Annotated in this window: 25 protein-coding genes; 10 read left to right on the forward strand and 15 right to left on the reverse strand. The window is 41.3% G+C overall.

What is annotated here, in order from left to right:
• Positions 1–123: 123 nt before the first annotated feature.
• Entirely contained in the window at positions 124–1,485 is a 1,362-nt protein-coding gene (locus tag LZG71_RS23580; protein WP_233824592.1) for a tetratricopeptide repeat protein, read from the forward strand.
• Between the two features lie 45 nt (positions 1,486–1,530).
• On the opposite strand, the gene LZG71_RS23585 is transcribed toward LZG71_RS23580, so the two are convergent.
• The 3 genes from LZG71_RS23585 to LZG71_RS23595 all read right to left on the reverse strand — a co-directional run bounded on the left by LZG71_RS23585 (position 1,531) and on the right by LZG71_RS23595 (position 3,259).
• Positions 1,531–2,241 carry a superoxide dismutase gene (locus LZG71_RS23585; protein ID WP_233824594.1) on the reverse strand — a complete coding sequence of 237 codons (711 nt, stop codon included), beginning with the start codon at positions 2,239–2,241 and terminating at the stop codon, positions 1,531–1,533.
• Between the two features lie 27 nt (positions 2,242–2,268).
• Positions 2,269–2,883 carry a recombination mediator RecR gene (gene recR / locus LZG71_RS23590; RefSeq protein ID WP_233824596.1) on the reverse strand — a complete coding sequence of 205 codons (615 nt, stop codon included), beginning with the start codon at positions 2,881–2,883 and terminating at the stop codon, positions 2,269–2,271.
• A gap of 100 nt (positions 2,884–2,983) precedes the next feature.
• Positions 2,984–3,259 (reverse strand): ATP-dependent Clp protease adaptor ClpS, encoded by a 276-nt coding sequence (locus LZG71_RS23595; RefSeq protein ID WP_233824598.1) that lies wholly within the window; start codon positions 3,257–3,259, stop codon positions 2,984–2,986.
• Between the two features lie 110 nt (positions 3,260–3,369).
• Between LZG71_RS23595 and LZG71_RS23600 the strand changes: the two genes are divergently transcribed.
• The 4 genes from LZG71_RS23600 (at position 3,370) to LZG71_RS23615 (ending at position 6,751) form a co-directional block, all read left to right on the forward strand.
• Positions 3,370–4,836, forward strand: coding sequence for a sodium:solute symporter (locus LZG71_RS23600; protein WP_233824600.1), 1,467 nt, complete (start codon positions 3,370–3,372; stop codon positions 4,834–4,836).
• Positions 4,836–5,348: a GtrA family protein gene (locus tag LZG71_RS23605; RefSeq protein ID WP_233824602.1), complete on the forward strand. Its 513-nt coding sequence runs from the start codon at positions 4,836–4,838 to the stop codon at positions 5,346–5,348. The genes LZG71_RS23600 and LZG71_RS23605 overlap by 1 nt, the downstream gene beginning before the upstream one ends.
• Before the next feature lie 208 nt (positions 5,349–5,556).
• Positions 5,557–6,126: a hypothetical protein gene (locus LZG71_RS23610; RefSeq protein WP_233824604.1), complete on the forward strand. Its 570-nt coding sequence runs from the start codon at positions 5,557–5,559 to the stop codon at positions 6,124–6,126.
• A gap of 226 nt (positions 6,127–6,352) precedes the next feature.
• A complete protein-coding gene (locus LZG71_RS23615; RefSeq protein ID WP_233824605.1) occupies positions 6,353–6,751 on the forward strand; it encodes a hypothetical protein in 399 nt (132 codons plus the stop codon).
• A 49-nt stretch (positions 6,752–6,800) separates the two neighbouring features.
• Here LZG71_RS23615 and LZG71_RS23620 read toward each other — a convergent pair whose 3' ends face one another.
• The 7 genes from LZG71_RS23620 to galE all read right to left on the reverse strand — a co-directional run bounded on the left by LZG71_RS23620 (position 6,801) and on the right by galE (position 13,931).
• Positions 6,801–7,160, reverse strand: a complete 360-nt coding sequence (locus LZG71_RS23620) for an MGMT family protein (RefSeq protein ID WP_233824607.1) — start codon at positions 7,158–7,160, stop codon at positions 6,801–6,803.
• Positions 7,123–7,713: a DUF3109 family protein gene (locus LZG71_RS23625; RefSeq protein ID WP_233824609.1), complete on the reverse strand. Its 591-nt coding sequence runs from the start codon at positions 7,711–7,713 to the stop codon at positions 7,123–7,125. The genes LZG71_RS23620 and LZG71_RS23625 overlap by 38 nt, the downstream gene beginning before the upstream one ends.
• A 15-nt stretch (positions 7,714–7,728) precedes the next feature.
• Positions 7,729–10,176 (reverse strand): LysM peptidoglycan-binding domain-containing protein, encoded by a 2,448-nt coding sequence (locus tag LZG71_RS23630; protein WP_233824611.1) that lies wholly within the window; start codon positions 10,174–10,176, stop codon positions 7,729–7,731.
• Positions 10,177–10,212: 36 nt separating this feature from the next.
• Complete coding sequence (locus tag LZG71_RS23635) at positions 10,213–10,857, reverse strand: O-methyltransferase (RefSeq protein ID WP_233824613.1); 645 nt, start codon at positions 10,855–10,857, stop codon at positions 10,213–10,215.
• 55 nt (positions 10,858–10,912) lie between these two features.
• Positions 10,913–11,779, reverse strand: a complete 867-nt coding sequence (gene rfbA / locus LZG71_RS23640; RefSeq protein ID WP_233824614.1) for a glucose-1-phosphate thymidylyltransferase RfbA — start codon at positions 11,777–11,779, stop codon at positions 10,913–10,915.
• 80 nt (positions 11,780–11,859) lie between these two features.
• On the reverse strand, positions 11,860–12,915 hold the full coding sequence (gene rfbB / locus LZG71_RS23645) for a dTDP-glucose 4,6-dehydratase (RefSeq protein WP_233824615.1): 1,056 nt from the start codon (positions 12,913–12,915) through the stop codon (positions 11,860–11,862).
• The gene (gene galE, locus LZG71_RS23650; RefSeq protein WP_233824616.1) at positions 12,912–13,931 is read right to left on the reverse strand and encodes a UDP-glucose 4-epimerase GalE; all 1,020 of its coding nucleotides are present in this window, start codon (positions 13,929–13,931) and stop codon (positions 12,912–12,914) included. The genes rfbB and galE overlap by 4 nt, the downstream gene beginning before the upstream one ends.
• Before the next feature lie 213 nt (positions 13,932–14,144).
• Here galE and LZG71_RS23655 point away from each other — a divergent pair, with 213 nt between their 5' ends.
• The gene (locus LZG71_RS23655; protein ID WP_233824617.1) at positions 14,145–14,993 is read left to right on the forward strand and encodes a transglutaminase-like domain-containing protein; all 849 of its coding nucleotides are present in this window, start codon (positions 14,145–14,147) and stop codon (positions 14,991–14,993) included.
• Between the two features lie 4 nt (positions 14,994–14,997).
• On the opposite strand, the gene LZG71_RS23660 is transcribed toward LZG71_RS23655, so the two are convergent.
• Positions 14,998–15,627, reverse strand: a complete 630-nt coding sequence (locus LZG71_RS23660) for a 4'-phosphopantetheinyl transferase superfamily protein (protein ID WP_233824618.1) — start codon at positions 15,625–15,627, stop codon at positions 14,998–15,000.
• Between the two features lie 96 nt (positions 15,628–15,723).
• On the opposite strand from LZG71_RS23660, the gene LZG71_RS23665 reads away from it, so the two are divergent.
• From LZG71_RS23665 to folB, 3 genes are all read left to right on the forward strand, one after another.
• A complete protein-coding gene (locus tag LZG71_RS23665) occupies positions 15,724–16,626 on the forward strand; it encodes a WD40 repeat domain-containing protein (protein ID WP_233824619.1) in 903 nt (300 codons plus the stop codon).
• 104 nt (positions 16,627–16,730) lie between these two features.
• On the forward strand, positions 16,731–17,660 hold the full coding sequence (locus LZG71_RS23670; protein ID WP_233824620.1) for a DivIVA domain-containing protein: 930 nt from the start codon (positions 16,731–16,733) through the stop codon (positions 17,658–17,660).
• 6 nt (positions 17,661–17,666) lie between these two features.
• The gene (gene folB / locus LZG71_RS23675) at positions 17,667–18,017 is read left to right on the forward strand and encodes a dihydroneopterin aldolase (protein ID WP_233824621.1); all 351 of its coding nucleotides are present in this window, start codon (positions 17,667–17,669) and stop codon (positions 18,015–18,017) included.
• 58 nt (positions 18,018–18,075) lie between these two features.
• Here the strand turns inward: folB and LZG71_RS23680 are convergent, their stop codons facing one another.
• The 4 genes from LZG71_RS23680 to LZG71_RS23695 form a co-directional block, all read right to left on the reverse strand.
• The gene (locus LZG71_RS23680) at positions 18,076–18,378 is read right to left on the reverse strand and encodes a rhodanese-like domain-containing protein (RefSeq protein WP_233824622.1); all 303 of its coding nucleotides are present in this window, start codon (positions 18,376–18,378) and stop codon (positions 18,076–18,078) included.
• Between the two features lie 26 nt (positions 18,379–18,404).
• Complete coding sequence (locus LZG71_RS23685; RefSeq protein ID WP_233824623.1) at positions 18,405–20,267, reverse strand: T9SS type A sorting domain-containing protein; 1,863 nt, start codon at positions 20,265–20,267, stop codon at positions 18,405–18,407.
• Positions 20,245–21,042, reverse strand: coding sequence for a PASTA domain-containing protein (locus tag LZG71_RS23690; protein ID WP_233824624.1), 798 nt, complete (start codon positions 21,040–21,042; stop codon positions 20,245–20,247). The genes LZG71_RS23685 and LZG71_RS23690 overlap by 23 nt, the downstream gene beginning before the upstream one ends.
• 71 nt (positions 21,043–21,113) lie before the next feature.
• Complete coding sequence (locus tag LZG71_RS23695) at positions 21,114–21,704, reverse strand: riboflavin synthase (RefSeq protein ID WP_233824625.1); 591 nt, start codon at positions 21,702–21,704, stop codon at positions 21,114–21,116.
• A 182-nt stretch (positions 21,705–21,886) separates the two neighbouring features.
• Here LZG71_RS23695 and hisB point away from each other — a divergent pair, with 182 nt between their 5' ends.
• Positions 21,887–23,011 (forward strand): bifunctional histidinol-phosphatase/imidazoleglycerol-phosphate dehydratase HisB, encoded by a 1,125-nt coding sequence (hisB, locus tag LZG71_RS23700; protein WP_233824626.1) that lies wholly within the window; start codon positions 21,887–21,889, stop codon positions 23,009–23,011.
• Positions 23,012–23,533: the final 522 nt, after the last annotated feature.

Here is a 23,533-nt window from a genome sequence, read left to right on the forward strand (position 1 = left end):
TAAACATGCGATCTCGTCAGTTTCAGAACTATCACTGTTTGTTTTTTGATGCTCCGTCAAATTTTGGATACATTTATAGCACAATTTAAAACAAACCCAGATTTGAGGAAACGGTTTACATTCATGAAAAGTTTATTTTTGATTACCTTCATTGTGGCTTCCTTTTGCCTGCCTCATTCCAGTTTTGCCCAACGTTCTGCCGCTGAATTTTTTGAAGATGGAAATACCAAAGCCGGAAAGGGCGATTTCCCTGGGGCCGTGCAAGCCTACACTACAGTTATTTCAATGAGTCCGCAACATGCTCCAAGTTTTTTCAACCGCGGACTAGCCAAGGCCAACCTTAAGGATCATCGGGGAGCCATTGCTGATTATGACCAGGCCATTGAGCTGAGTCCTGCTTCGGCCATGTATTTCCAAAGCCGGGGTGTAAGTAAGAGTTTGCTGGAAGATTACCGATCGGCCATTCTCGACTATACCAAAGCCGTGGAACTTAACCCGGAAGACCCGAAATCTTACTACAACCGTGGTGTGAGTTACGCTAAAATCCAGAATCACCGTAATGCGCTAAACGACCTTGACCAAGCACTTTCTTTGCGTCCTGACGATCTTGCTTCATTGTACGCACGAGGAAGCTGTAAGCAGGATTTGCAGGAATATGCAGGAAGTCTTGCCGACTTTTCCAGGGTAATTGAGCTAAGTCCAAAACGCACAGGAGCTTATGTTGGACGCGGGCTTGCGAAAATCGAACTTGGAGATTTCCAGGGAGCTTCCGCAGACTTTACCCGTGCCATTGAGTTGAACCCCGACGATCCGACTTTTTATAACAAAAGGGGATTTGCAAAAAATAAAATTGAAGACTTCAAAGGGGCTATTTTCGATTTTGACAAAACGATACAATTAGATCCAGAAAGCTACGAAGCATATTACGGCAGAGGTTTTTCAAAAGGTAAACTTAATGATCAACGTGGTGCAATTGCCGATCTTACGAAAGCAATTGAAGTTAAAAATCTGTATGTAGGTGACCCTAAAAAGATTGTTTATGCCGGTAAAATAAACCGCGAGATTCTTGATGGTTTACGTGATCAGGTAAAAGATCGTGTTAAAATAGAAAACCTTACCAATGAGCGTGCAGAAGCTTATTTCGTAAGGGGCATCAATAAGTCTGCGATAGGCGACAGAAAAGGCGCAATTGAGGACTTTACCACTGCCGTTGAACTCAATCCTACCTATTCCAGTGCGTATTTCGCACGAGCTATGTCACGATCCTCCAATGGAGATCAAATGGGTGCTGTACTCGATTTTACAAGTTCCATTAAACTGCGCTCCGATTTTTCAGAAGCATATTATCTGAGAGGAATTTTAAAAAACAGCCTGGGAGCTATCAATGATGGCTGCCTCGATCTGAGCAAAGCGGGCGAGCTGGGCTATTTGCCAGCATACAAAGTAATAAGCAGCTACTGTACGGTTCCTGCCTCAAAAGAATGAAAATGAAAACGGCCAGGAAATATATCCCGGCCGTTCATTTTTTTATCAAGCTTTTTTAAGATTTTCGGCAACCTTATCCCAGTTTACCACATCCCAAAATGCTTTGATATAGTCAGGGCGTTTATTTTGGTAATGCAGGTAGTAAGCATGCTCCCAAACGTCCAGCGCCAAAAGCGGCGTTCCTTTAATATCAGAAACGTCCATCAACGGATTATCCTGATTTGGAGTTGAACCAATGGAAAGTTTACCTCCCTTGGCTACAAGCCAGGCCCATCCGGAGCCGAAACGCGTAGCTCCCGCTTTTGCAAATTCTTCTTTAAACTTTTCAAATGAACCGAATTGTGCTTTAATGGCATCAGCAACAGCACCTTTTGGTTCGCCGCCTTTCTTTGGCCCCATCACTTCCCAGAAGAAAGTATGATTCCAATGACCTCCACCGTTATTTCTGATTGCCGCAGGAGCTTTGCTGATCGTTTTAAGTATGTCTTCCAATGACTTCGTTTCAAAGGGTGTTCCTTTCACCGCGTCATTTAAATTCTTCACATATGCTGCATGGTGTTTTCCGTAATGGATTTCCATCGTCATTTTATCAATACTTGGCTCTAACGCTGCAAAGTCATAGGGCAATGGAGCTTGCTTAAAAGGCGCAGTCTCCACTAAAGTACCGGTTGAAGTTTCAGCAAACACCTGATTACCCAATGCACTCACGGCAAAAGTGCTGCCAGCTAGCGTGCGCAAAAAATCGGTTCTATTCATAATTTCTGCATTATTTAAATATATAAATCAATCGTAAGCCACCCGGCTCACGATGCTTCGTCCCAGTGTAATTTCATCTGCATATTCAAGATCGCCGCCAATAGGCACTCCCCTGGCAATGGTACTTACTTTAACGCCGGTTGTTTTTAATTTCTTTTGAAGATAAAAAGCAGTTGTATCTCCCTCCATTGTGGGGCTCAACGCCAGTATCACCTCCTGAACTTCGGGCTGATCCCCTTTCTTTTCAACCCTGTCTATCAGCGATTCGATCTGAAGATCAGAAGGACCTATTCCTTCCAATGGGGAGATTATCCCTCCCAAAATGTGGTATAGTCCCTTATACTGACTGGTTGCTTCTATCGCAAGTACATCACGCGTATCTACAACCACACAAATAATGGAGGCATCCCTGTTAGGATTGCTGCATATATTGCAAAGCTGATTGTCGGCAATGTTGTGACATTTGATGCAATATGAAGTTTTGATCCGCATGTTTACGATTGCTTCTGCGAGCGAACGGGATTGTTGTTCTTCTCTCTTTAGCAAATGCAATGCCAGACGTAATGCGGTTTTTTTCCCAATCCCCGGCAAACGGGAAATTTCTCCAACGGCATCCTCAATAAGGCGTGAGGGATAATTCATGTGACCTGATAAATGATGAGGCAGAAAAATGAGCAATTAGCCCCAAATCTTAATAGTAACGGAAAACTGGGTAATCCGGTTCGGACAAACTGGCGAATGTCTAATGGATTTCTGCGGAAATACCTCTGCGGCATATTTCGTTACGCATGGTGGCAAGTTCGTCAAATTCTCCTTCTTTGACAGAGCATTTACCCTTATAATGTATAATGAGCGTACATTGCTCAGCTTGTTCATTGGTATGGCGGCAAACCTCTATGAGCGTATCAATTACCCAGTCAAAAGTGTTTACATCGTCATTATAAATAACCAATCTTTTTATATCGGTTTCAATGGTTTTTTCCAGAATTTCAACCTCGGTATCTGTAAGCGCTTGCATAACAACCAAATTTCTGTTTGATTAGCAAAACTAATTAAAAAGGTACATTATCAGAAGATTTTCCCGTCTTTTGTTGTCCGTCTCTAGTTCTTTAACAAATAATCATTTTAATGAATCCGTACATATCCCTGATTATACTAATCTTTTATTTCGGAATGCTGATCACTGTTTCGATCTACACTTCCAAAGGAGCGGATACAAATACTTTTTTTACTGCAAACCGACAGTCTCCCTGGTATCTGGTGGCATTCGGGATGATCGGAACTTCGCTCTCAGGCGTTACTTTTATATCGGTTCCGGGAGCAGTAGCCAACATTCAATTCTCTTACTTTCAGGTAGTAATTGGTTATATCCTTGGTTATCTCGTCATCGGAACGGTCCTTATGCCACTGTATTACCGGCTCAACCTTATTTCGATTTACTCCTATCTGGAACAGAGATTCGGATTCTGGTCTTATAAAACCGGATCAGGATTTTTTCTATTGTCACGCACGGTAGGTTCAGCCGTAAGGCTTTATGTAGCTGCTCAGGTATTACAGCTTGCTCTCTTTAAGCCACTTGGCATACCGTTCGAAGTTTCTGTCGCGATTACAATATTCCTGATCTGGATCTATACATTTAAAGGTGGCGTTAAGACGATCATCGTTACAGATACACTCCAAACTTTTTTCCTGATCACAGCTGTAATCCTCACAATCGTACTTGTTTCTCAGGAGCTTAACCTGGATGGTATATCAGGAATATGGAAAACGGTACAGGAAAGTAAGTATTCCAAAATATTTTATTGGGAAACAAACGATCCTAAAAACTTCTTTAAACAGTTTTTAGCGGGTGTTTTCATTGCCATTGTTATGACCGGGCTGGATCAGGATCTTATGCAGAAAAACCTTACCTGCAAGAACATTGGCGAAGCACAGAAAAATATGTTTTGGTTTACGATTGTATTGGTAATTGTAAACTTCCTTTTCCTATCGCTGGGAGCCCTGCTTTACGTATATGCCGAAGCGCAAGGTATACCTGCAACTGCCAAAACGGATGAATTCTACCCGATGCTGGCTCTTAATCATTTGGGCGTTGTTGTTGGTATCACATTCTTACTGGGTATTACAGCAGCAACCTACGCTAGCTCGGACTCTGCTCTCACTGCGCTTACAACTGCTTTCTGTATTGATTTTATGAATATAGAAAAGCAGCCCGAAGAGAAACGCTCGTCAATTAAATTCTGGGTTCATGTGGGTTTTTCCGTAGTATTCTACATTGTAATACTCATATTCAACAGACTTAATAGTAAGGAAGTGATCACAGCAGTTTTTGATCTCGCTGGTTATACCTACGGTCCGTTGCTGGGACTATTCTCTTTTGGAGCCTTTACCAAACGTTCAGTAAACGACAGATTAGTACCTTTTATCTGTATCGCTGCTCCTATTATCACTTATATACTTAATGAGAATTCTGCGGAATGGTTTAATGGCTACAAATTTGGCTTTGAAAGGTTGATTATCAATGGGCTCATTACCTTCGTCGGCTTATGGCTATTGAAAGGCTCTAAATCATCTTCGTATGAAACATTGAAGTAATGCGTGAAGAACCAGGTTTCAGTGAAGCTAAGGACGATCTCATTAACATAAGGGATATTATTGCCTACTTTCTGGTGGCGGCCACAGGCGTTGTTATACAATTGCTTGTAGGTTCGCTGTCTCAGGAGTGGTTTCCTGTTACTTTCAAGGAATCGCTCATTCTTGGATATGTAATGGCATCCATTTCGGGCTTCTTTCTGACCAAATTATTTGCTTTCAGTAATAAAAGTCCCAACAAGAGCCGGAGGGAAATGGTCAAATTTACGATGGTGACCCTGCTTTCCTTTGCAATAACTGTGTATGGCTCAGATGCTCTTTTCAATATTTCCGAGTCGATATTCGGACTTCATACAATACTTCTTCCTTTTTCAGTAAAGACAATCAATGTGAATAAACTGCTCAGTCAGCTTTGCTGCATGGGCATTAGTTTCATAAGTAATTACACGCTTCATAAAAAATTCACCTTCCAGAATACCGGCTTCTACGAAAGATTAAAGAAACTTCTGTTTTAAAAAACTTTACCTCAATTATTCCCACCTCTCCGGATTTCACAGCCGGTTAAAGCCTGTGTATTTATCTTAAGATTTTTCTTTTTTAAATCCAAAAATATCTTAACTTTCTGATGAAAACAGAATGAAAATAAGTGGATTTCTTGCAAGCGTAAAATGGATGTTGGAATTAGTGATTTAACTTTTTTAAACAAACTAACCTTTTACCAATATGAAAACATTAGCATTGATTCTGATCGTTACGTTGGTTTCGTTTTCCTGCTCTAATAAAGAAGCGGACGAGAAAAAGATCGAAGCCAACATGGAAAATGAGAAAAAGGCCATCTATGCTACCATAGAAAATGAAACCAAGGCTTTTTTCGACCGTAACTACGATGCCTGGAAAAATACCTACGCACAAACAGATTACGCATTTCAGGCATGGAGCAACCGGGATGGCACTTTTGATTCGAATGTAGGCTGGGATGATATCGATAATCAAATAGGTAAATACATTACCGACAACCCCGAAAAAAGCCATCCAAAAGTCGAACGCAAAAACATCAAGTACAAGTTTTACGGTGACAATGTGGCCTATCTTACCTGGGACCAGTTTAACAGCGACGGAGCAGAAAAGAACTTCCACCACAGCAAAGAAGTGAGACTAATGGAAAAAATAAGCGGACAGTGGAAAATCGTATGTGTTTCGGCATTTTGGGATTATAAGAACATTATTCCAAGCAGCAAACTTCCTATGATTCAGAAAATAGCGAACGAAAGCCGGGGTAAAAACAAGATATAGGAGGAATGTCAATGTTCGGTTTCAAACAAATTCGTTCGCTTCTGAACATTTTCAAATAATATAAATTTCGAGGATTATTTTTAAAATTTATATAACTAACTTAAAATCAAATATTTAAAATACATATGCCAGCTCTGGAACACAAGGTTCCTGAGCTGGCATATCCTTTTTTATAATGATTAATAACCGGACAACCGGAAGTTTAAATTATAAAAACAAAATAGCCATGAAAATCGCAATCATTTCAAAATTAGCTCTGGCATTCGTGCTAACGTTCTCACTTGTATCATTTACAGCTGACAAAAAAGAATCAATGAAAAAAGTAGAGGCTGCAAGACGCGATGGATTTGACGCTTCTTTGTTCCAACTGACCAACACACACAAGGTTAAACTTGCAGTTGACAAAGGCAGCGATTCCCACTTACGAGTGATCTTACGCGACGATTCAGGTAGAACCTATTATAACGAACTGTATGGTAAAGGAAAAATTGACTACCGCAGAACCTTTGATCTGGCCGACATGATCGATGGTACTTACCACTTCGAACTTTTCTACAAGGATCACAAACTTACAAAAACAGTTCAGCTGGATACCACCAAAGACCGGGTTATCTCATTACAGTAACAAACAACAAAAGGGGGCTGAATCGTTAATTCAGCCCCCTTTTGTTGTTTTATGTCAGTTCCTTTTCAGGATCCCAGAAATATTTATTCCAGTTTTGAATTTGGTCATCCTTTACCTCTACTCCTTCTGCTTCTAACTTCTCCTGCATTGTAGTTGGCGTTTCAAACAACTGTCTCGCTGTGAGCACGCCTTCTTTGTTCACAACCCTGTGAGCGGGAATATTAGGTACATTGTAACTACTTCCCATAGCCCAACCCACCTGTCTGGCACCTCTTTTTGAGCCAAGATAACTTGCAATGGCTCCATAAGATGTAGCTCTGCCCGCTGGTATAAGCCTCACTACATCATACACATTCTGGAAAAAGTCGTTGTTACTTTCCCGCTTCTCTTCTTGCTTCCTGGCGCTCATCAATTTCATCTGTTAACTGACCATACCAATTTTCACCATAAGCGCGTATGAGCGGCTCCTTCAAAAACTTGTAAACAGGAACTCCCAATTCTTTACCAAAGTCACATGCAGGACTGCAAATATCCCAACGATCATAATTGAGGGCGTGATACTGCTCGTATTTGGTTACTCTAATCGGATACAAATGGCAGGAAATAGGCTTTTTAAATCCAATTTTTCCATCGTTATACGCTTCCTCAATTCCGCACTTTAAAATTCCTTTCCCATCGTATATTGCATAGGCACATTCACGGTTGTTAATAACGGGAGTCACATAATCACCTTCAAAATCGGTGGTGTATGTTCCTTCCTTAGCAATAACCTGTTTACCTGCCTCAGTAAGATAAGGTTCAACCATTGGGTAAATCTCATCCATAATAGCAAGCTCATCCTCATCCAAAGGAGCACCTGAATCACCTTCCACACAGCATGCTCCTTTGCACTTGTCCAGATTGCAAACGAACAACTGGTCTTCTATATCATCACTGATGCATGTATTGTCGATGAGTATCATTTTATGCCTGCCTTACTATTTTTGTGGAACTTTAAGTTTCTGCCCTACGACAACATTGTTGCCAGACATATTGTTCAATCTCTTTATTTCTTCAATCTCTACTCCGTAATTCTGAGAAATGCGGAATAGTGTTTCTCCTGATGCAACTGTATGCGTTTTAAAACCCTGTGGAGTGCTACTCGTTCCGGTCGCGTTTCTTCCCGCTCCCGTTCCAACTTTAAGCTGTTGCCCTGACACCAGACCTTTTGGAGACGTCATGTTGTTCAGCTTCATCAGTTCACTTAAACTGATACCATAAGTTCTTGCAATACCGTAATAGGTCTCGCCCGGTTGAACTGTATGGTATTTCCCTCCCGTCGAACCACTTTCATTTCGTTCAGCAGCAATTTGCTCTGCCTCTCTTTCAATACGAGTAGGTCCTGTTGGAGTAGCAGACGCCACCGGAGCCGATGTTTCAGCTATTGCTCCTGTCATATCTTTAACACGCAGTCTTTGTCCGACAAGCAGACTTTTTCTACCACCAGTGCTGTTCATTTCGCTCAGTGCAGTAACATCCATTCCGTACTTTCTTGCAATACTGAAATACGTTTCTCCCGACTTAACAATGTGAAAACCTTCCCGGCCTTCACTAACAACCGGACGGACCACCTCTTTCACAGCAGTTTCGGCGCTTGCTTTTTCACTGGCGGCCTTTTCCGCAGCAGCTCTTTCAGCAGCTTCTCTTTGCTTTCTTGCATACACGGAGTTCGCAGCTGTTGTAGTAGTTGGTTTTGTTTCCTCACTTGCTACTCTTTCCGTTTTTTTGCCCTCTGATGTGTTTCCATCACCCGATTTGAAAGTGTTTTGATTATCATCCTGAGTAATAATCACAACCCTGTCATCCGGATCACTTACAGTGGTACTCGGTTTTGTTGTAACAACAGGGATGGTTACCTGAGGCGTTACAGCCGGTTCAAATTGTTTATCTTCTTTTGCAATACTACTTTCAGCCTTGTCTACCAAAACTGGTGTGTATTTTTTACGTCCGGCCGCGTTCGCAGGAATCTCTCCGCTTGTTGCTACCGGCGTTGTTGCCGATGGAGTTGACGCAACTACCGGACTTTGTGGATCAACAGGAGCCGGAGTTGTTGGTTTTATAATTTCAATTGGTTGCTTCTTCGGACGCTTTTTTGTTAGAAATAAAACTTGTCCTGTTTGAATCGGATAGTTCCTGCTAATGGTGCGGTTATAGTTAAGCAAACTTACAAGCCTCAAACCATATTGCTGAGAAACGCTATGCCATGTGTCACCGGGTCTTGCTGTATGAAATGGTGTTGCAGCTTTTTTATTCTTTTTAGACAAATAATATACATTGCCGGGAATGAGCGGCATGTCTTTTACCATATCGTTATTACGCATGAAGCGAGGCGTTCTGAGTTTACCTGCTTTTGCCAACGTTTTTGGCTTATCACCCGGTCTTGCTTCTATACCCGGCAATCCGTTGATCTCATAAAAAGCAGGAGCATTTTTATCATTGGACTGCACTTTAGATTTCTTCAAGATTGGATAACCCGATTCGTCATAATTAGCAGCCACGGTGGTTGTCTCAACCGGCAATGCAAGTTTTTCTCTAACCGACGCCACCAGATCCAGAGGAACAGGAATTGTGATCAGGTATTCACGATCCGTTGGGATACGGCCATTTGAAACCCATTTATTGTACGATTCAAGCTCCTTTGAACTAATGCCAAGGTTTTTCGAAATGTCATCGAACGATTGCCCTTTGCCATATTCCGATTCAAACAAAACAATTTTGTTGGCACTTCTGAATCTTTCAATACCTGCCTCCAGCGCAATTTTATGAGCAAAAAAGCGAAGCATGTATCGATCCGTTTTCCCATTTAAAGTAACTTCTCTTGCATAAGCCCAATTCGCCGGAACGACTTTTTTCACGCCTCCTGCACCTAAGTAATAGGAATACAAGGAAGAGACCCAGTTATTAAACTGTTGATTATTTTTTTTGAGATACCATGCAGCTGCATGTGTAGACGAGCTAATATTCTTTCTTTCATCAATCTCATCGTCAACGCGCAAATTCAGTTCCCTTGCCGTTTCCGGTTTGAACTGCCAGTATCCAACCGCGTTGGAACTCGAAACAACGTCCGGCTTAAATGAGCTTTCCTGAACTGCCAGATATTTGAAGTCAATCGGCACTTCCTCGTCCATAAGGATACTTTCTACGATGGGAAAATAAAGAATGGCGCGCTCCATTTTCTCCTCCCAAAATTTCTTATTCGACATAAGATTTTTGACATCTTCCTCAATGAGATTCTGAGCTGTTCTGTCAAACTTTACTGTAATACCTCCAAAAGAAACACTCGTCGGTATTTCGGGATTCTGTGCCTGAGCATTAAATCCAACTGTCGCCATCACAGCCCACAGCAAAAGGGTAACCTTATATTTTTTGATGAAAATTCTGGCCATAAATGTCAAAGCTTGTCCTATTAATATATGTGTGACTTACAATTTTTGAAGAATCATTAATCCATCCCGGACCGGCAGAAGAAGATTGGAAACCCTTTGGTCCTCATGTACCATCCGATTAAATTCAATTAACAGTTGAGTGTCTTTGTCAGATTTTTTCAGTTCTGCCTGCGCTACCTTGCCGCTCCACAATACATTGTCGGCGATAATGAAGCCCCCTTTTCTTACCTTCTCCAGACAAAGATTAAAGTAAGAAATGTAGTTTATTTTATCAGCGTCAATGAAGGCGATATCAAAGGTGTCTTCTAATAACGGAACAATGTCCAGCGCATTACCTATTCTATAGTCAATATTTGAAGCATAGGGCGAATCGTCAAAGTACGCCCTGGTCATCGTCTCAAGTTCCTCGTTGATATCAATCGTGACAATCTTACCTTCATTCTGAAGACCTTCGCAAAGGCACAATGCCGAATATCCCGTGTAGGTACCGATTTCAAGAATACGCGCGGGTCGTATCATCCTGGAAATCATGGATAAAAATCTTCCCTGAAGATGACCCGAAAGCATTCTGGGATTAAGGACCTTAGCATGTGTCTCCCTGTTCAGCTTCCGAAGCAATTCACTTTCTTCTTCGGTGTGCGCCTCGGAATAGTCCTCAATACCTTCTGCCAAAAATTTCATTCAGTATCAGTGAAAGTAATTTTAAGCGGTTTTATTTCAAAAGAAATTACCGCAATTATAAATGGGCAACGATTTGTTCGAGATACGTGCCATAGCCACTTTTAACCAAAGGCTTAGCAATTTCTTTAAGCTGTTCGGCAGTGATGAAGCCCATTCGATAGGCTATTTCTTCAATGCAACCAATCTTCAAACCCTGACGCTCTTCAATAACCTGAACATACTGGCCAGCCTGCATTAAAGACTGAATTGTACCAGTATCCAACCATGCCGTTCCGCGGTTCAATACTCCTACTTTTAATTTACCGCGTTCCAGGTAAACTCTGTTCACATCTGTAATTTCCAGCTCGCCGCGTGGAGAAGGAGGAATGGTCTTGGCTATTTCAACAACATCGTTGTCATAAAAATAAAGCCCTGGAACTGCGTAGTTCGACTTGGGTTTCTGAGGTTTTTCCTCAATGGAAATAGCCGTTTTGTTTTCGTCAAATTCCACTACACCATATCTTTCAGGATCCTGAACCTGATACGCGAAGATAACACCGCCATCAGGGTCGTTATTAGATTGCAACAATTGCGAAAGTCCTGAACCGTAAAATATATTATCACCCAAAATAAGGGCTACTTTATCTTTACCAATGAATTTCTCACCAATGATAAATGCCTGAGCCAGTCCATCAGGACTTGGCTGCACTTCGTAAGTAAACGTACATCCCAAACGGCTGCCATCTCCGAGAAGCTTCTCGAAATGAGGCAGATCGTGTGGTGTAGAAATGATCAATATTTCACGAATGCCGGCAAGCATTAAAATTGAAAGTGGGTAATAGATCATTGGTTTGTCATAAACAGGCATAAGCTGCTTACTAACTGCCAATGTAAGTGGGTGTAGTCGTGTGCCAGAACCGCCGGCTAAAATAATTCCTTTCATAAATGGGATAATTGGCCGTCAGCTCCAAGCTTCCTGCCTTTATATTTGTTTGTAATGATATGTTGAAAAACAGCAGCGAATTATCTTGCTGCGTACATGTCAGCATAATATTTCTGGTAGTTTCCGGAAGTTACGTTTGCCAGCCAGTCCTGATTGTTCAGATACCAGTCTACGGTTCTTTCCAGACCCTCTTCAAATTGCAGGGATGGTTTCCAGCCCAGTTCTTCCGAAAGTTTGGTTGCATCAATAGCATAACGAAGGTCATGCCCTGCTCTGTCAGTCACATAAGTAATCAGTTTCTCTGTTTCGCCTTCCGCACGATCTAATTTTTTGTCCATTAAGCGACAAAGCAAAAGAACCAGATCCAGGTTTTTCCATTCGTTATGACCACCAATGTTATAAGTCTCTCCATTTTTACCATCATGGAAAATAACATCAATCGCAATAGCATGATCCTCTACAAAAAGCCAGTCTCTTACATTTTCACCCTTTCCATATACGGGAAGCGGCTTATTTTCGATGATGTTGTGAATCATCAACGGGATAAGTTTTTCAGGAAAATGGTTCGGTCCGTAGTTGTTTGAGCAGTTTGAAATAACAACCGGCAAATTGTAAGTGTTCTGATATGCCCTTACAAAGTGATCAGAAGATGCCTTCGAAGCTGAATAAGGCGAACGGGGATCATAACTTGTTTCTTCTGTAAAGAATGTTCCGGGATCGTGTAACTCTCCGTACACTTCATCCGTAGAAACGTGGTAAAAACGACGTCCTGCGAAATCATCTTTCCATACTTTTCTTGCTGCATTAAGAAGATTCACCGTACCAACCACATTTGTCATCACAAATGACATTGGGTCAGAGATAGAACGGTCCACATGACTTTCAGCCGCAAGGTGAACAATGCCATGGAAATCTTCTTCACCGATCAGTTTGTCAATAAACGCTGCATCGACGATATCGCCTTTAACAAATGTGTAGTTAGGAGCATTTTCAATATCACGCAGGTTTTCAAGATTCCCGGCGTAAGTAAGCGCATCAAGATTGTAAATATGGTATTCAGGATGGTTGGTTACAAAACGTCTTACAACGTGTGATCCTATAAAACCTGCCCCTCCTGTAATTAAGATTTTTTTCATTTTTTCGGTGTGATTTTTAATTGCCAATTCCAGGCGTCGCGCAATGCTTCCGCCATCGTTTTTTCAGCTTTCCATTTCATTATATTGTTGACTTTATCGGATTGCGCATATATCTTTTCCACATCTCCTTCTCTTCTCGCCCCGATCGTATAGTTAAGCTTAACGCCATTTACTTCCTGAAAAGTATTGATGAGCTCCAGAACAGTGTAACCTTCGCCTGTTCCAACATTGAACACATCATAATAGTCGGCCTGTTTCTGTTCATCCAGAAGCTCAAGAGCTTTCACGTGTGCTTTTGCAAGGTCAACAACGTGAATGAAGTCTCTCACGCAAGTTCCGTCGGCAGTGTCATAGTCGTTTCCGAAAACCGTAAGCGACTGGCGCAAACCTGCTGCTGTTTGTGTTATAAAGGGCACCAAGTTACTCGGAACTCCATTTGGCAGCTCTCCGATCAATGCGGATTCGTGCGCGCCAATCGGATTAAAGTAACGTAAACAAATTGCTTTTATACCCGGTGCCGAATGCACATGGTCTCGGATGATATCCTCTGCAATCGCTTTGGTATTTCCATAAGGTGAAGTAGCAGGCTGCCTTGGTGTCAATTCAGTCACCGGAAGTTGCTCCGGCTGCCCGTAAACTGTGCAAGACGAAGAGAATACGAAATTTTTCACATCAAACTCCTTCATTACTCTTAGCAAAACGAGCAGTGAAATCAGGTTGTTTTCGTAGTAATCAAGCGGTTTATCTACGGATTCACCAACAGCCTTATATGCTGCGAAATGAATTACCCCGTCGAATTTTTCCGTTGCAAACAAATTCCTTACCTTTTCTATATCATTACAGTCGATGTTATAAAATGGAAAATCTTTCCCGGTAATTTCTTTTATTCCTTTAAGTACGTTGAGATCAGAATTATAAAGATTATCAACAATAACAGGTTCAAATCCGGCTCTATCCAGTTCAACTACTGTGTGGGAGCCAATGAAACCCACACCGCCAGTTACAAGAATTTTCATATAATGTGCTGTTACTTTCTCAGATTTTGTGAAACATCAATTTTAGACTGGATGATACTTTTGAAAGCTAAAAAAAGGTTTTTTTGATATTTTCGCCGGTACACAGTGACAATTCAGGTCACTTTTTTTCCCCGCAAAAGTAGAAAATTTGACGTCCATAAAAAAAAAATGTTTTTATTTATCCGTTGGTTGTAAAAAGCAGATTTGAGGAAAATGAACCAGAGAGAAATTAAAGCACTAATATCCCTACTTGATGACGATGATCATGAAGTAACTCAACACGTTGAAGATAAAATACTATCACTCGGGGGCAATGTGATTCCGTTTCTTGAATCGGAGTGGGAAGAAAGTTTCAATCCAATCATTCAACGCAAAATTGAAGAACTCATTCATGAACTTCAGTTAAGTATTATGATTGAAAGACTGCAAAGCTGGAAAAACGGAGGAGGGCTCGATTTGCTGGAAGGCATGTGGATACTCGCAACCTACCTTTACCCAGACCTTTCACTTGAAAAGCTGAAAGCTACTGTGGAGCAACTTCATTACGATATCTGGATACAGTTTCAGGACGAAATGAATGCCGTGGAGCAGGTTAAAAGGATCAACAGCCTCTTCTTTGGATCGATGAATTTTGCTGCAAATACAAAAAATTTCCATTCTCCTTCCAATTCCATGATCAACGTCGTACTGGAAAGCAAGAGAGGAAATCCCATTACACTCTGCGTAATCTATTTGTTGGTTGCAAGAAAACTAGGCATGCCCGTTTACGGCGTTAACCTGCCTAATCTTTTCGTGCTGACATATAAAGACGAATCAACCCAATTTTATATCAATGTGTTCAACAGGGGAATTATTTTTTCCAGAACCGACATTGACCATTACATTGCCCAGTTGAACATTAAATCAAAAGATATTTTTTATCAGCCGTGTACAAACCTGGAAATTATCCAGCGTGTGCTTCGGAATCTTATTCTTTCGTACGAAAAAACAAGTGATGAAGAAAAAAGTAAGGAGATAGAAAAGATCTTAAAATCAACACTGGAAGACAATCAGGAAGATTAAACAGTTATAAAGCAATAGCCAGGCAGTAGTCGTCAAACCAAAGAAGCCGGATCCGGGAAGTAACTAATTTGTCGTCGTCCAGTAACGTGCCTGCTATTTCGCTATCGGTAATTGAAAACGGTTTTATTCGTATAGAATCTTTGAAACTGATTTTCTTCTTACCATATAACTTATACAAAGCCTCCTTGGCACACCAGTACACACAGAGCGTTGCCACATCGTTTCCGGCTTCTTCGTACTCATGTCCTGACAAAAACTTCCGGGCTGTACGGAGCAATTTCTCACTTTTCTTCTCCATATCTATCCCTACGGACGATTGGAGGTTGATAACCGCGGCTACGTAATCAGCCGTATGAGTTAACGAAATATGGGAATCGTTGTTGACAAGGAACGCCTTTCCATGTTCGTCTTTATGAGTGCCTTCATAAAATATGCCGGATTCCTCGGCCAAGGTTTTGATAAGCAAGCGGCTTGCAAGCCATTCTCTTATTTTTTGAGGATGACTTATTGTTTCAAGATCAATGAAATTATATGTTGAACCCAAACTACTGCGCAGTTCGGATTCACTCTCCGTTAAGCTCCACAGCAACAGCGTACTGTTGGCATCAACCTTTCCGGAATGAACGAGGGGCATAGTTATTCTGTTTAAAAATTCCGTTCAGGATCGTAATTTAGTCTTTAGTAAAAGGGTAACCTGATTTAAACTTTTCGCTTACCCTAAAATATCACCATGAATATTCGCAAAATTGATACTTTTTCCGGTCACCGGGACAGTGTTTATACAATTATTTCTGACGGCACAGCAAGCGGATTCTATTCTGCGGGCGCAGATGGCTTTGTTATTCAATGGGATCTTGAAAAGCCCGACCTGGGAAAACTCGTTGCGCGTGCAGGAACGTCTGTATATGCTTTGTGCTTTGATGAAGTCCATAAAAAGTTGTGGGTTGGCCAGAACTTTGAAGGCATTCAACTGATTGACATTACGACAGGAACCATATCGGCTACTGCAAAAATTACCACAGCCGCCATTTTTGATATTAAAATTTGGGAAGATAAAGCATTGATTGCTCTGGGAGACGGTGTAATTGTAATTATGGATGTAAAGAACTTTGCAGTACAAAAGCATATCAAAGTATCTGAAAAAAGTATCCGTTCTATTGCCGTCAATCCACTCACAAGGGAGTTTGCTACCGGAGATAGCGGCCACAACATTCACATTTTCGGTCTGGATGATTTTCAACTGAAAAAGACAGTTCAATCTCATACTAATTCGGTATTTTCTGTTCAATATTCGCCAGACAACCGACTGCTGTTCAGCATGGGTCGCGACGCGCATCTCAAAATATGGAATGCGGACAAAAACTATGAAGCAGTAGCTGATATTGCTGCTCATATGTATGCTGTAAATCATTTAAGCCACAGCCCGGATGGACAGTATTTCGCAACCTGCAGCATGGATAAATCCATAAAGGTGTGGGACGGAGCGACCTTTAAGCTTAAGAAAATAATTGACCGGTCACGGCATGCGGGACATGGTACATCTGTGAACCGACTGCTTTGGACAGATTACCAGAATCTATTAATATCCTGCAGTGATGATCGTATGATATCGGTCTGGGAAGTGCAGGCGTAGCATACTTTTAAAATGGTAAAATTGGCAAATACTTTGAAAAGTGATTCATATATCTTTAACTTACGCCGCCATTATTCAATACATAAAAAAGCAGATATCACATCATGAAAATTTCCGCAATAGACATACGTAAGCATACGTTTGAAAAGATTTTCAGAGGTTATGACCCGGACGAGGTAGATGCTTTTCTCAACTCACTATCACAGGAATGGGAGCGTTTCTCAAGCGAAAACGGTCTGTTAAAGATGCAGTTGGAATATGCAGAAAAAGAGCTAAGTAAGCTAAAAGATATAGAATCAACACTTTTCCGCACCTTGAAAAGTGCCGAGGACGTAAGTAAGCAAATTGAGAAGGAAGCAAATGAAAATGCCGAGAAAAGGATTGCTGAGGCTCAGGAAACGGCTAACAATCTTGTAGAAGAAGCTGAGCGACGTACCACACAAGTTATTAAGGAAACCGAAGATAAACTTGAACGTTTTAAGAAGGATTTTGCAGCTGAGGTTAAATTACAGGAAAGAGATTTCAGAGCTATCGAGAATTTTAGAGATAATCTGATAGTTCAACTTGCTTCTTTGGCCAACAATACGATTGAAACCGTAGAACGCTTCGAGCAGAAATATGATAAAGAATCTGTTTTGAATAAAATGGACGAGATAAAACAGCATATTTCTGAAATTGAGATACCACGCAAACCTAGCTTCGCTTCTGAAATTAGAGAATCGGAAAATATCGAAGAAGAAGCTACGGTAATTCTGAATGATGAAAAACCAGAAGTTGCTTTTGAGGTAATTGATGTAGAAGAGGAAGACGAAGTTTTAGTAACAGAAGAGGTGGAAGAGGTCGTTGAACCAATTGCTGAAACAAAACAGGAAACCGTAGCAGAGGAAGTTCGAAGTGCTGCAGACGAAGCGAATGAAGCTTTGGCAGAATTGCAAAAATCGCGTGAGGAAGCTCCTGCAGTTAACAAACCAAGAGTTCACGAAAGTAACCAGGCTCCGAAAGGCGGAGGAGGTTCATTCTTTGATCAAATATAATTTACATTGGGAACCATTGCACTGGAAGGGCTGGAATTTTTCGCTTATCACGGTTATTATCCGGAAGAGCAGCTGATAGGAAATAAATATGCCCTGGACATCACCGTGGAAACGGATTTTCACGAAGCAGCCAGGCATGACAAGTTGAGCGAAACGGTAAATTATGCCACGCTTTATCAAATTGCAACCAAGGTGATGAAAGAGCCTGCAAAACTATTGGAACACATTGCTTTCAAAGTTATTGCAAATATTCGGGAGCATTATCCCAATGTGGCAAACATTACAGTGAGAGTATCCAAATTCAACCCTCCTGTGGGCGGCGTCTGTGCAAGATCCGTGATCACAATGCAGGGATAATGAAAAAGAGGCCACAGCGAACATGCTGCGGCCTCTTTTTCATTACATGGTCTGTTTGTTATTGCTCCTCCAATTCTCTGAAAGCCAAAATACCTCCAACCACATTTCTTGCATTGGTAAATCCGCGTGATTCCAGGAAACTTACCGCCTTACCACTTCTTGCTCCTGAACGGCAATGAATGATAATTTCTGAATCTTTAAGATCTTCAAGTTCATCCAGATGATCAGGCAACTCTGCCAATGGGATCAGGATTGCACCCAGATTATCCTCCTCGTATTCATGTTCTTCTCTTACGTCATAAAAATGAAGATCCTCTCCTTTTTCCAAACGTTCCTTTAATTCCGCTACTGTAATATCCATGACAAGTGATTTTTTATTAGAATAAGCTATTTTACGATTACTACCTTCTGTGTGAAAGATCGCCTCCCATCAGTTGATTTCAATATGTACATCCCATTAGGAACATTCAATGTTTCAGAGCGTTGCCCTGACTGAGGCACCACAGTTCTCATTAAACGCCCTTCAACAGAATACACATCAATTTTTTTCAAATTGTTACTTTTCCAATTGATCACACCATTTCCGGGATTTGGAAAAAGAACCATTCCCCAATCATCCGCCGGCTCTAACCCACCTGTTACCTTGGGACCTTTAACTCCCAAATAAGGACGAATCATAATGTTTCCTTTCAGTTCGTCCGCTGTCGCCCATGTAGTAGACAAGCTGGAAAAAATGCGCCCATTGGTAGTCGAATTCCTGTCCAAACCAATAGATACCGGCAGCTCATTCAATTGAAGCCATCCCACATAAAAGGTTTCTGGCACCAACACTCCTTCCTCGAACTTACAATCCAGAAATCCATTGCGTGAGTCTGGGTATTTTACGGCAATTGCCTGTTGTTTCAAAAGAGCGCCGGGCACGCCATTGTTGTCATCATAAAGCTGTACTACAAAACCCTGCCCTGTAACATCAGTACCAAATGGAACCAACGCCAATCGCACGCCGCCAATATAATCCGACTTAGCGATTGTGAATTTAACAGCTGCCCTGGCGAGTTTCTGGGTTATCTGAACTCCATATTCTGCACTACCATCATCATATGCATAATAATCATCTAGATTCGTAACCGCGCTCACACTGTCATTCCTGCTCAAATCCCCAATTGGATTTTGATCATCCGTTGCTAACAGTTGAAACTTATAACGTAAACTTATTCGTTTCGAAGTATCGGCAGGCAATGGCGCTATTGGAATATTAACTCTCTGCTGTTGACTCCCTTTTATATCGTCACCGGGGTAGTTTGAATCAGCAAATACCGTTTTACTTCTCTCATCCTTTACAGAAAAAGTGTAGGTGAATTTATTGGGACCCTCATTCCGGTTAATCACATCGGTAGCCACAGAAGCAGCCGTATACTTCGCTGCATCCAGCCTGTAATGCGCCAACGGCATTGCACTATATCCTTTTAAAAAGCTCGTCAACGGATTCCTAACCGTGATATCGGCCATAAATTGATCCTTCGAAGTTCGCTTAGCATTGAGGTATACATAATCCAGATGCCACATATCATACATACCCGAATTACGTCCGAAAGACCGGAAGCGAAATTGAAACTTATCATGAAAATACTTTTGCTCCGTTATTTTTACGAATTTCTGTTGAAAAGCAGTGTCAATGATGTCACCTTGCTGCTTCCAGGTTTCCTCCCAGTTTCCCTGGACATCCAAAAATTCCAGACTCATAAAATCAGATGAGTCAGGTCTTTCGCCCAATCCTCTTCCCAGCCAGTAAAAACTAATGTAAATCGAATCTTTCGCTGCTCGGGTGGATAAATTGATAGGCTGTGAAGTTAGCGTATCGTTGTAGTCTTCACGCAAAGGGCTGGTAGAATTATAAGGTCTGCCAGATGCATTCAATCCGTCAAAAGTTGCAATATTTATTGACGGATGATTGTTGGTCAGCGTATTATTAATAAACACTCCGCTACCCGACATCCAATAAGCCGTATCCGGACGAGTTCCCTTTGCAGTGGAAAAATCATCAAAAAATGGCAGGTCTAATGCCGCAGCAGTTCTCGCTGCGGATTTATGCAGTATTTGTTCGTTCTGAAAATTACGGCTTTCATTAGGTACAATTCTCAATTGAGCCCATGCTTCCCCGGACTGAATTAACACCAGCAAAAACAACAAACATAATTTTAAAGAACAAGTGAGCCCGTTGTCACTTCTATTCCGGGAGGGTACCTTCATTTTCAATAGATTCAGCTGCCTGAGGTGTTACCCACAAATCGATTACATCACCAATTCTTACATTACTGCCTCCTTCGGGATTTTGGCGGACCACTGCTCCCGCAGTCTGGCCTTCTTCCAAAGGAACTGTCATGATCTGACCAATTTTAAGACCAGCTCCGATAATCACAATTTTGGCTTCGTCCAGCGGCATATCGATTACCGAGGGTGCCTCAAATTGTGCGGTACCTAGTCCTTCTCCCAATTCCAAATCTATTCTCGAACCTTTGGCAATAGGCTGCCCTGGTTCAATTACCCGCCCGTTATACATTTGGCGTAAAACAGCATTTTGAGCCATGTCTGGCACATACGAAATATTCCCTTCTTCAAGCCCCGCACTTTTTAAGAGCTGTTGCGCACTTCGGTGCGTCATGTCTGTCAACTTGGGCATCTTGATAAGTGGAGCCGTACGCGAAACTACGGTAACATATATTTTCCTTCCCTCTTTAACCTTTTCTCCCGGCAACGGATATTGAGCCAGAATGGTTAAAGGAGCTATATTAGCCACGAAAGTACAGTCACTAACTTCATAGCGTAAATCCCTGGAGTCAAGAAAATCTTCCAACCCTTCTACACTTTTCTTTTTCAGGTCAGGAACAGTAATGGCTTCGCCGTGATTTGTTGTAAAAGGCAAATAGATAAAGAAGAAACCAAGAAAAAACACAAGGATCAGTGAAATAACGATTCCGATGTGAATAAAAAGGTCACTCCGGGATTGTGTACTAATTTTTGCCATGGAGGTTCGTGAAACAGATATTTTTTAGAAAAGTAAAAATAGAAGTAATATTTAAGTATGCCAATAGTCTGTTATTGATACCCTCCCAGAATACGCTTGATGTACTTACCTAAAATATCAAATTCGAGGTTTACCCTATCACCGACTTCCAGGTTATGAAAATTGGTAAATGAGTATGTATATGGTATAATGGCCACTCTGAAAGTATCACTGGCTGAATTGAAAACGGTAAGACTAACCCCATTGATACAAATCGATCCCTTCTCTACAGTAATATTTCCAAGTGTTGGATCATACTGAAAATCAAAAAGCCAGCTTCCATCTCTGTTTTCTTTGTTGATGCAAACAGCCGTCTGATCCACATGTCCCTGCACAATATGTCCGTCAAAACGTCCTGAGGCAGGCATGCATCGCTCCAGGTTCAGCTTATCTCCTTCTTTAACCGGGTCGAGATTGGTTTTAATCAGCGTTTCTTCAATAGCCGTAACCTTGTAAGTATCGTTATTGGTTTCTACCACGGTCAGGCAAACGCCGTTATGACTAATGCTCTGATCTATCTTAAATTCCCTGGCAATTTCAGCCTTCAAGGTAAAAGTTTTATTTGTTCCTTCGGTTTCAACTTTAATTACTTCTGCCAGTGCTTCAACAATTCCTGTAAACATTTCACTTACGTTTAAAAACAATTCTTTTGTAAAGTTACAACATCTTTAAAAACCTTTTTATTCCATTGGCTTGCCGATGCGATTTAGTTGCGTATTGGCTTTCCAAATCCATATACTTTGCGAACTTTGTGCAAATTTACTTCTTAGTCCCTACGGGAATTTTACAGCCTATTTTCCACTCAATGAAAAAAGTACTTTTTATAGACCGCGATGGTACCATTATTGTCGAGCCACCTATTGATTTCCAGATAGATTCCCTTGAAAAGCTGGAATTCATCCCAAAAGCAATCTCAAATCTTCGCAGAATATCGGAAGAAACTGATTTTGAATTTGTAATGGTTACCAATCAGGACGGACTTGGAACGGAGTCGTTTCCGGAGGATACTTTCTGGCCGGCACATAATAAAATGGTAAAGACCCTGGAAGGAGAAAACATATATTTTGCGCATACGCACATAGACCGGAGCTTTCCAGAAGACAATCTGCCAACCCGCAAACCTGGTATCGGAATGCTTGGCTCCTATTTTTCGGAAGAATATGATCTGGGTAATAGTTATGTGATCGGCGATCGGCTCACCGACGTTCAGCTTGCCGTAAATCTGGGAGCAAAAGCCATTTTTATTGGTGAAAGGTTGCCTGCCGAAGGATTAACTGCCGAAATGAATGATGCCGTTTCATTTGTTTCCAACGACTGGGATGCTATTTACGAACACTTAAAATTACCATCCAGAACGGCATTTGTAGAAAGAAATACAAAAGAAACGCGTATTAAAATTGAGTTGAATCTGGATGGAAGCGGCCGCTCTAGCATACATACAGGACTTGGATTTTACGATCATATGTTAGACCAGCTTGCGCGTCACTCTGGTGCAGATCTGACCATTCATGTTGAGGGTGATTTGCATATAGACGAGCATCACACTATTGAAGATACAGCACTCGCACTCGGAGATGCATATCGTCAGGCGCTGGGAGACAAAAGAGGAATAAGTCGTTACGGATTCTTACTACCTATGGATGAAGCACTTGCACAGGTTGCAATTGATTTTTCTGGTCGTCCGTGGCTTGTTTGGGACGCTGACTTCAAGAGGGAAAAAATTGGTGAAATGCCAACAGAAATGTTCTATCACTTTTTCAAATCGTTTTCGGACACTTCACTTTGCAACCTGAATATTAAGTCAGAAGGGCAAAATGAACATCACAAAATCGAGTCTATATTTAAAGGATTTGCCAAGGCTATAAAGATGGCCGTACGCCGTGATTTAAAGGCTCTTGACTTTATGCCATCTACAAAAGGTGTTCTATAATTTTGTACGGAGGCTTCCAATCTTGGTTTTTTTTTCTATTTTTGTTCATATTATAATCAGAGTAAATCAGATAGTTTTATGGAAATGACGATTATCATGATAGCGTTTTACGTGGTTCTGCTGGGCTCAGCTTTTGTAGTTGGGCGCTGGTTGGAAAACCACGAAAAAGGCTGGAGACCTTAAAATAACGAGAAGGGATGTATCATTACATCCCTTTTTTTAATAGCTTATGGAATAGAACGCCTTCGAAAATTCTTATCTCATTTTAATAATTGAGGCATACCAGATCAAAAAAACGAACGTTCTAACGCTGTAAACAGTTAGAAAAGCTGAATTAACCCGATTCTCATTCATTGAAAAACCTTTGTCTCATATTGCTCACGGTCTTCTTCTTCTGTAAGTCAACAGATGTTGTAAGCATACTGTTGGCTAAAGACAAAGTCGCATCCCTGTGCAAATCGGACAATTGTGACACTGAAAAAACAGAAGTTGAAAAAATAGTGGACGATCAGCAGATTGTTC

Origin of the sequence: Dyadobacter sp. CY312 (assembly GCF_021390535.1) — a bacterium.
Classification (GTDB): domain Bacteria; phylum Bacteroidota; class Bacteroidia; order Cytophagales; family Spirosomataceae; genus Dyadobacter.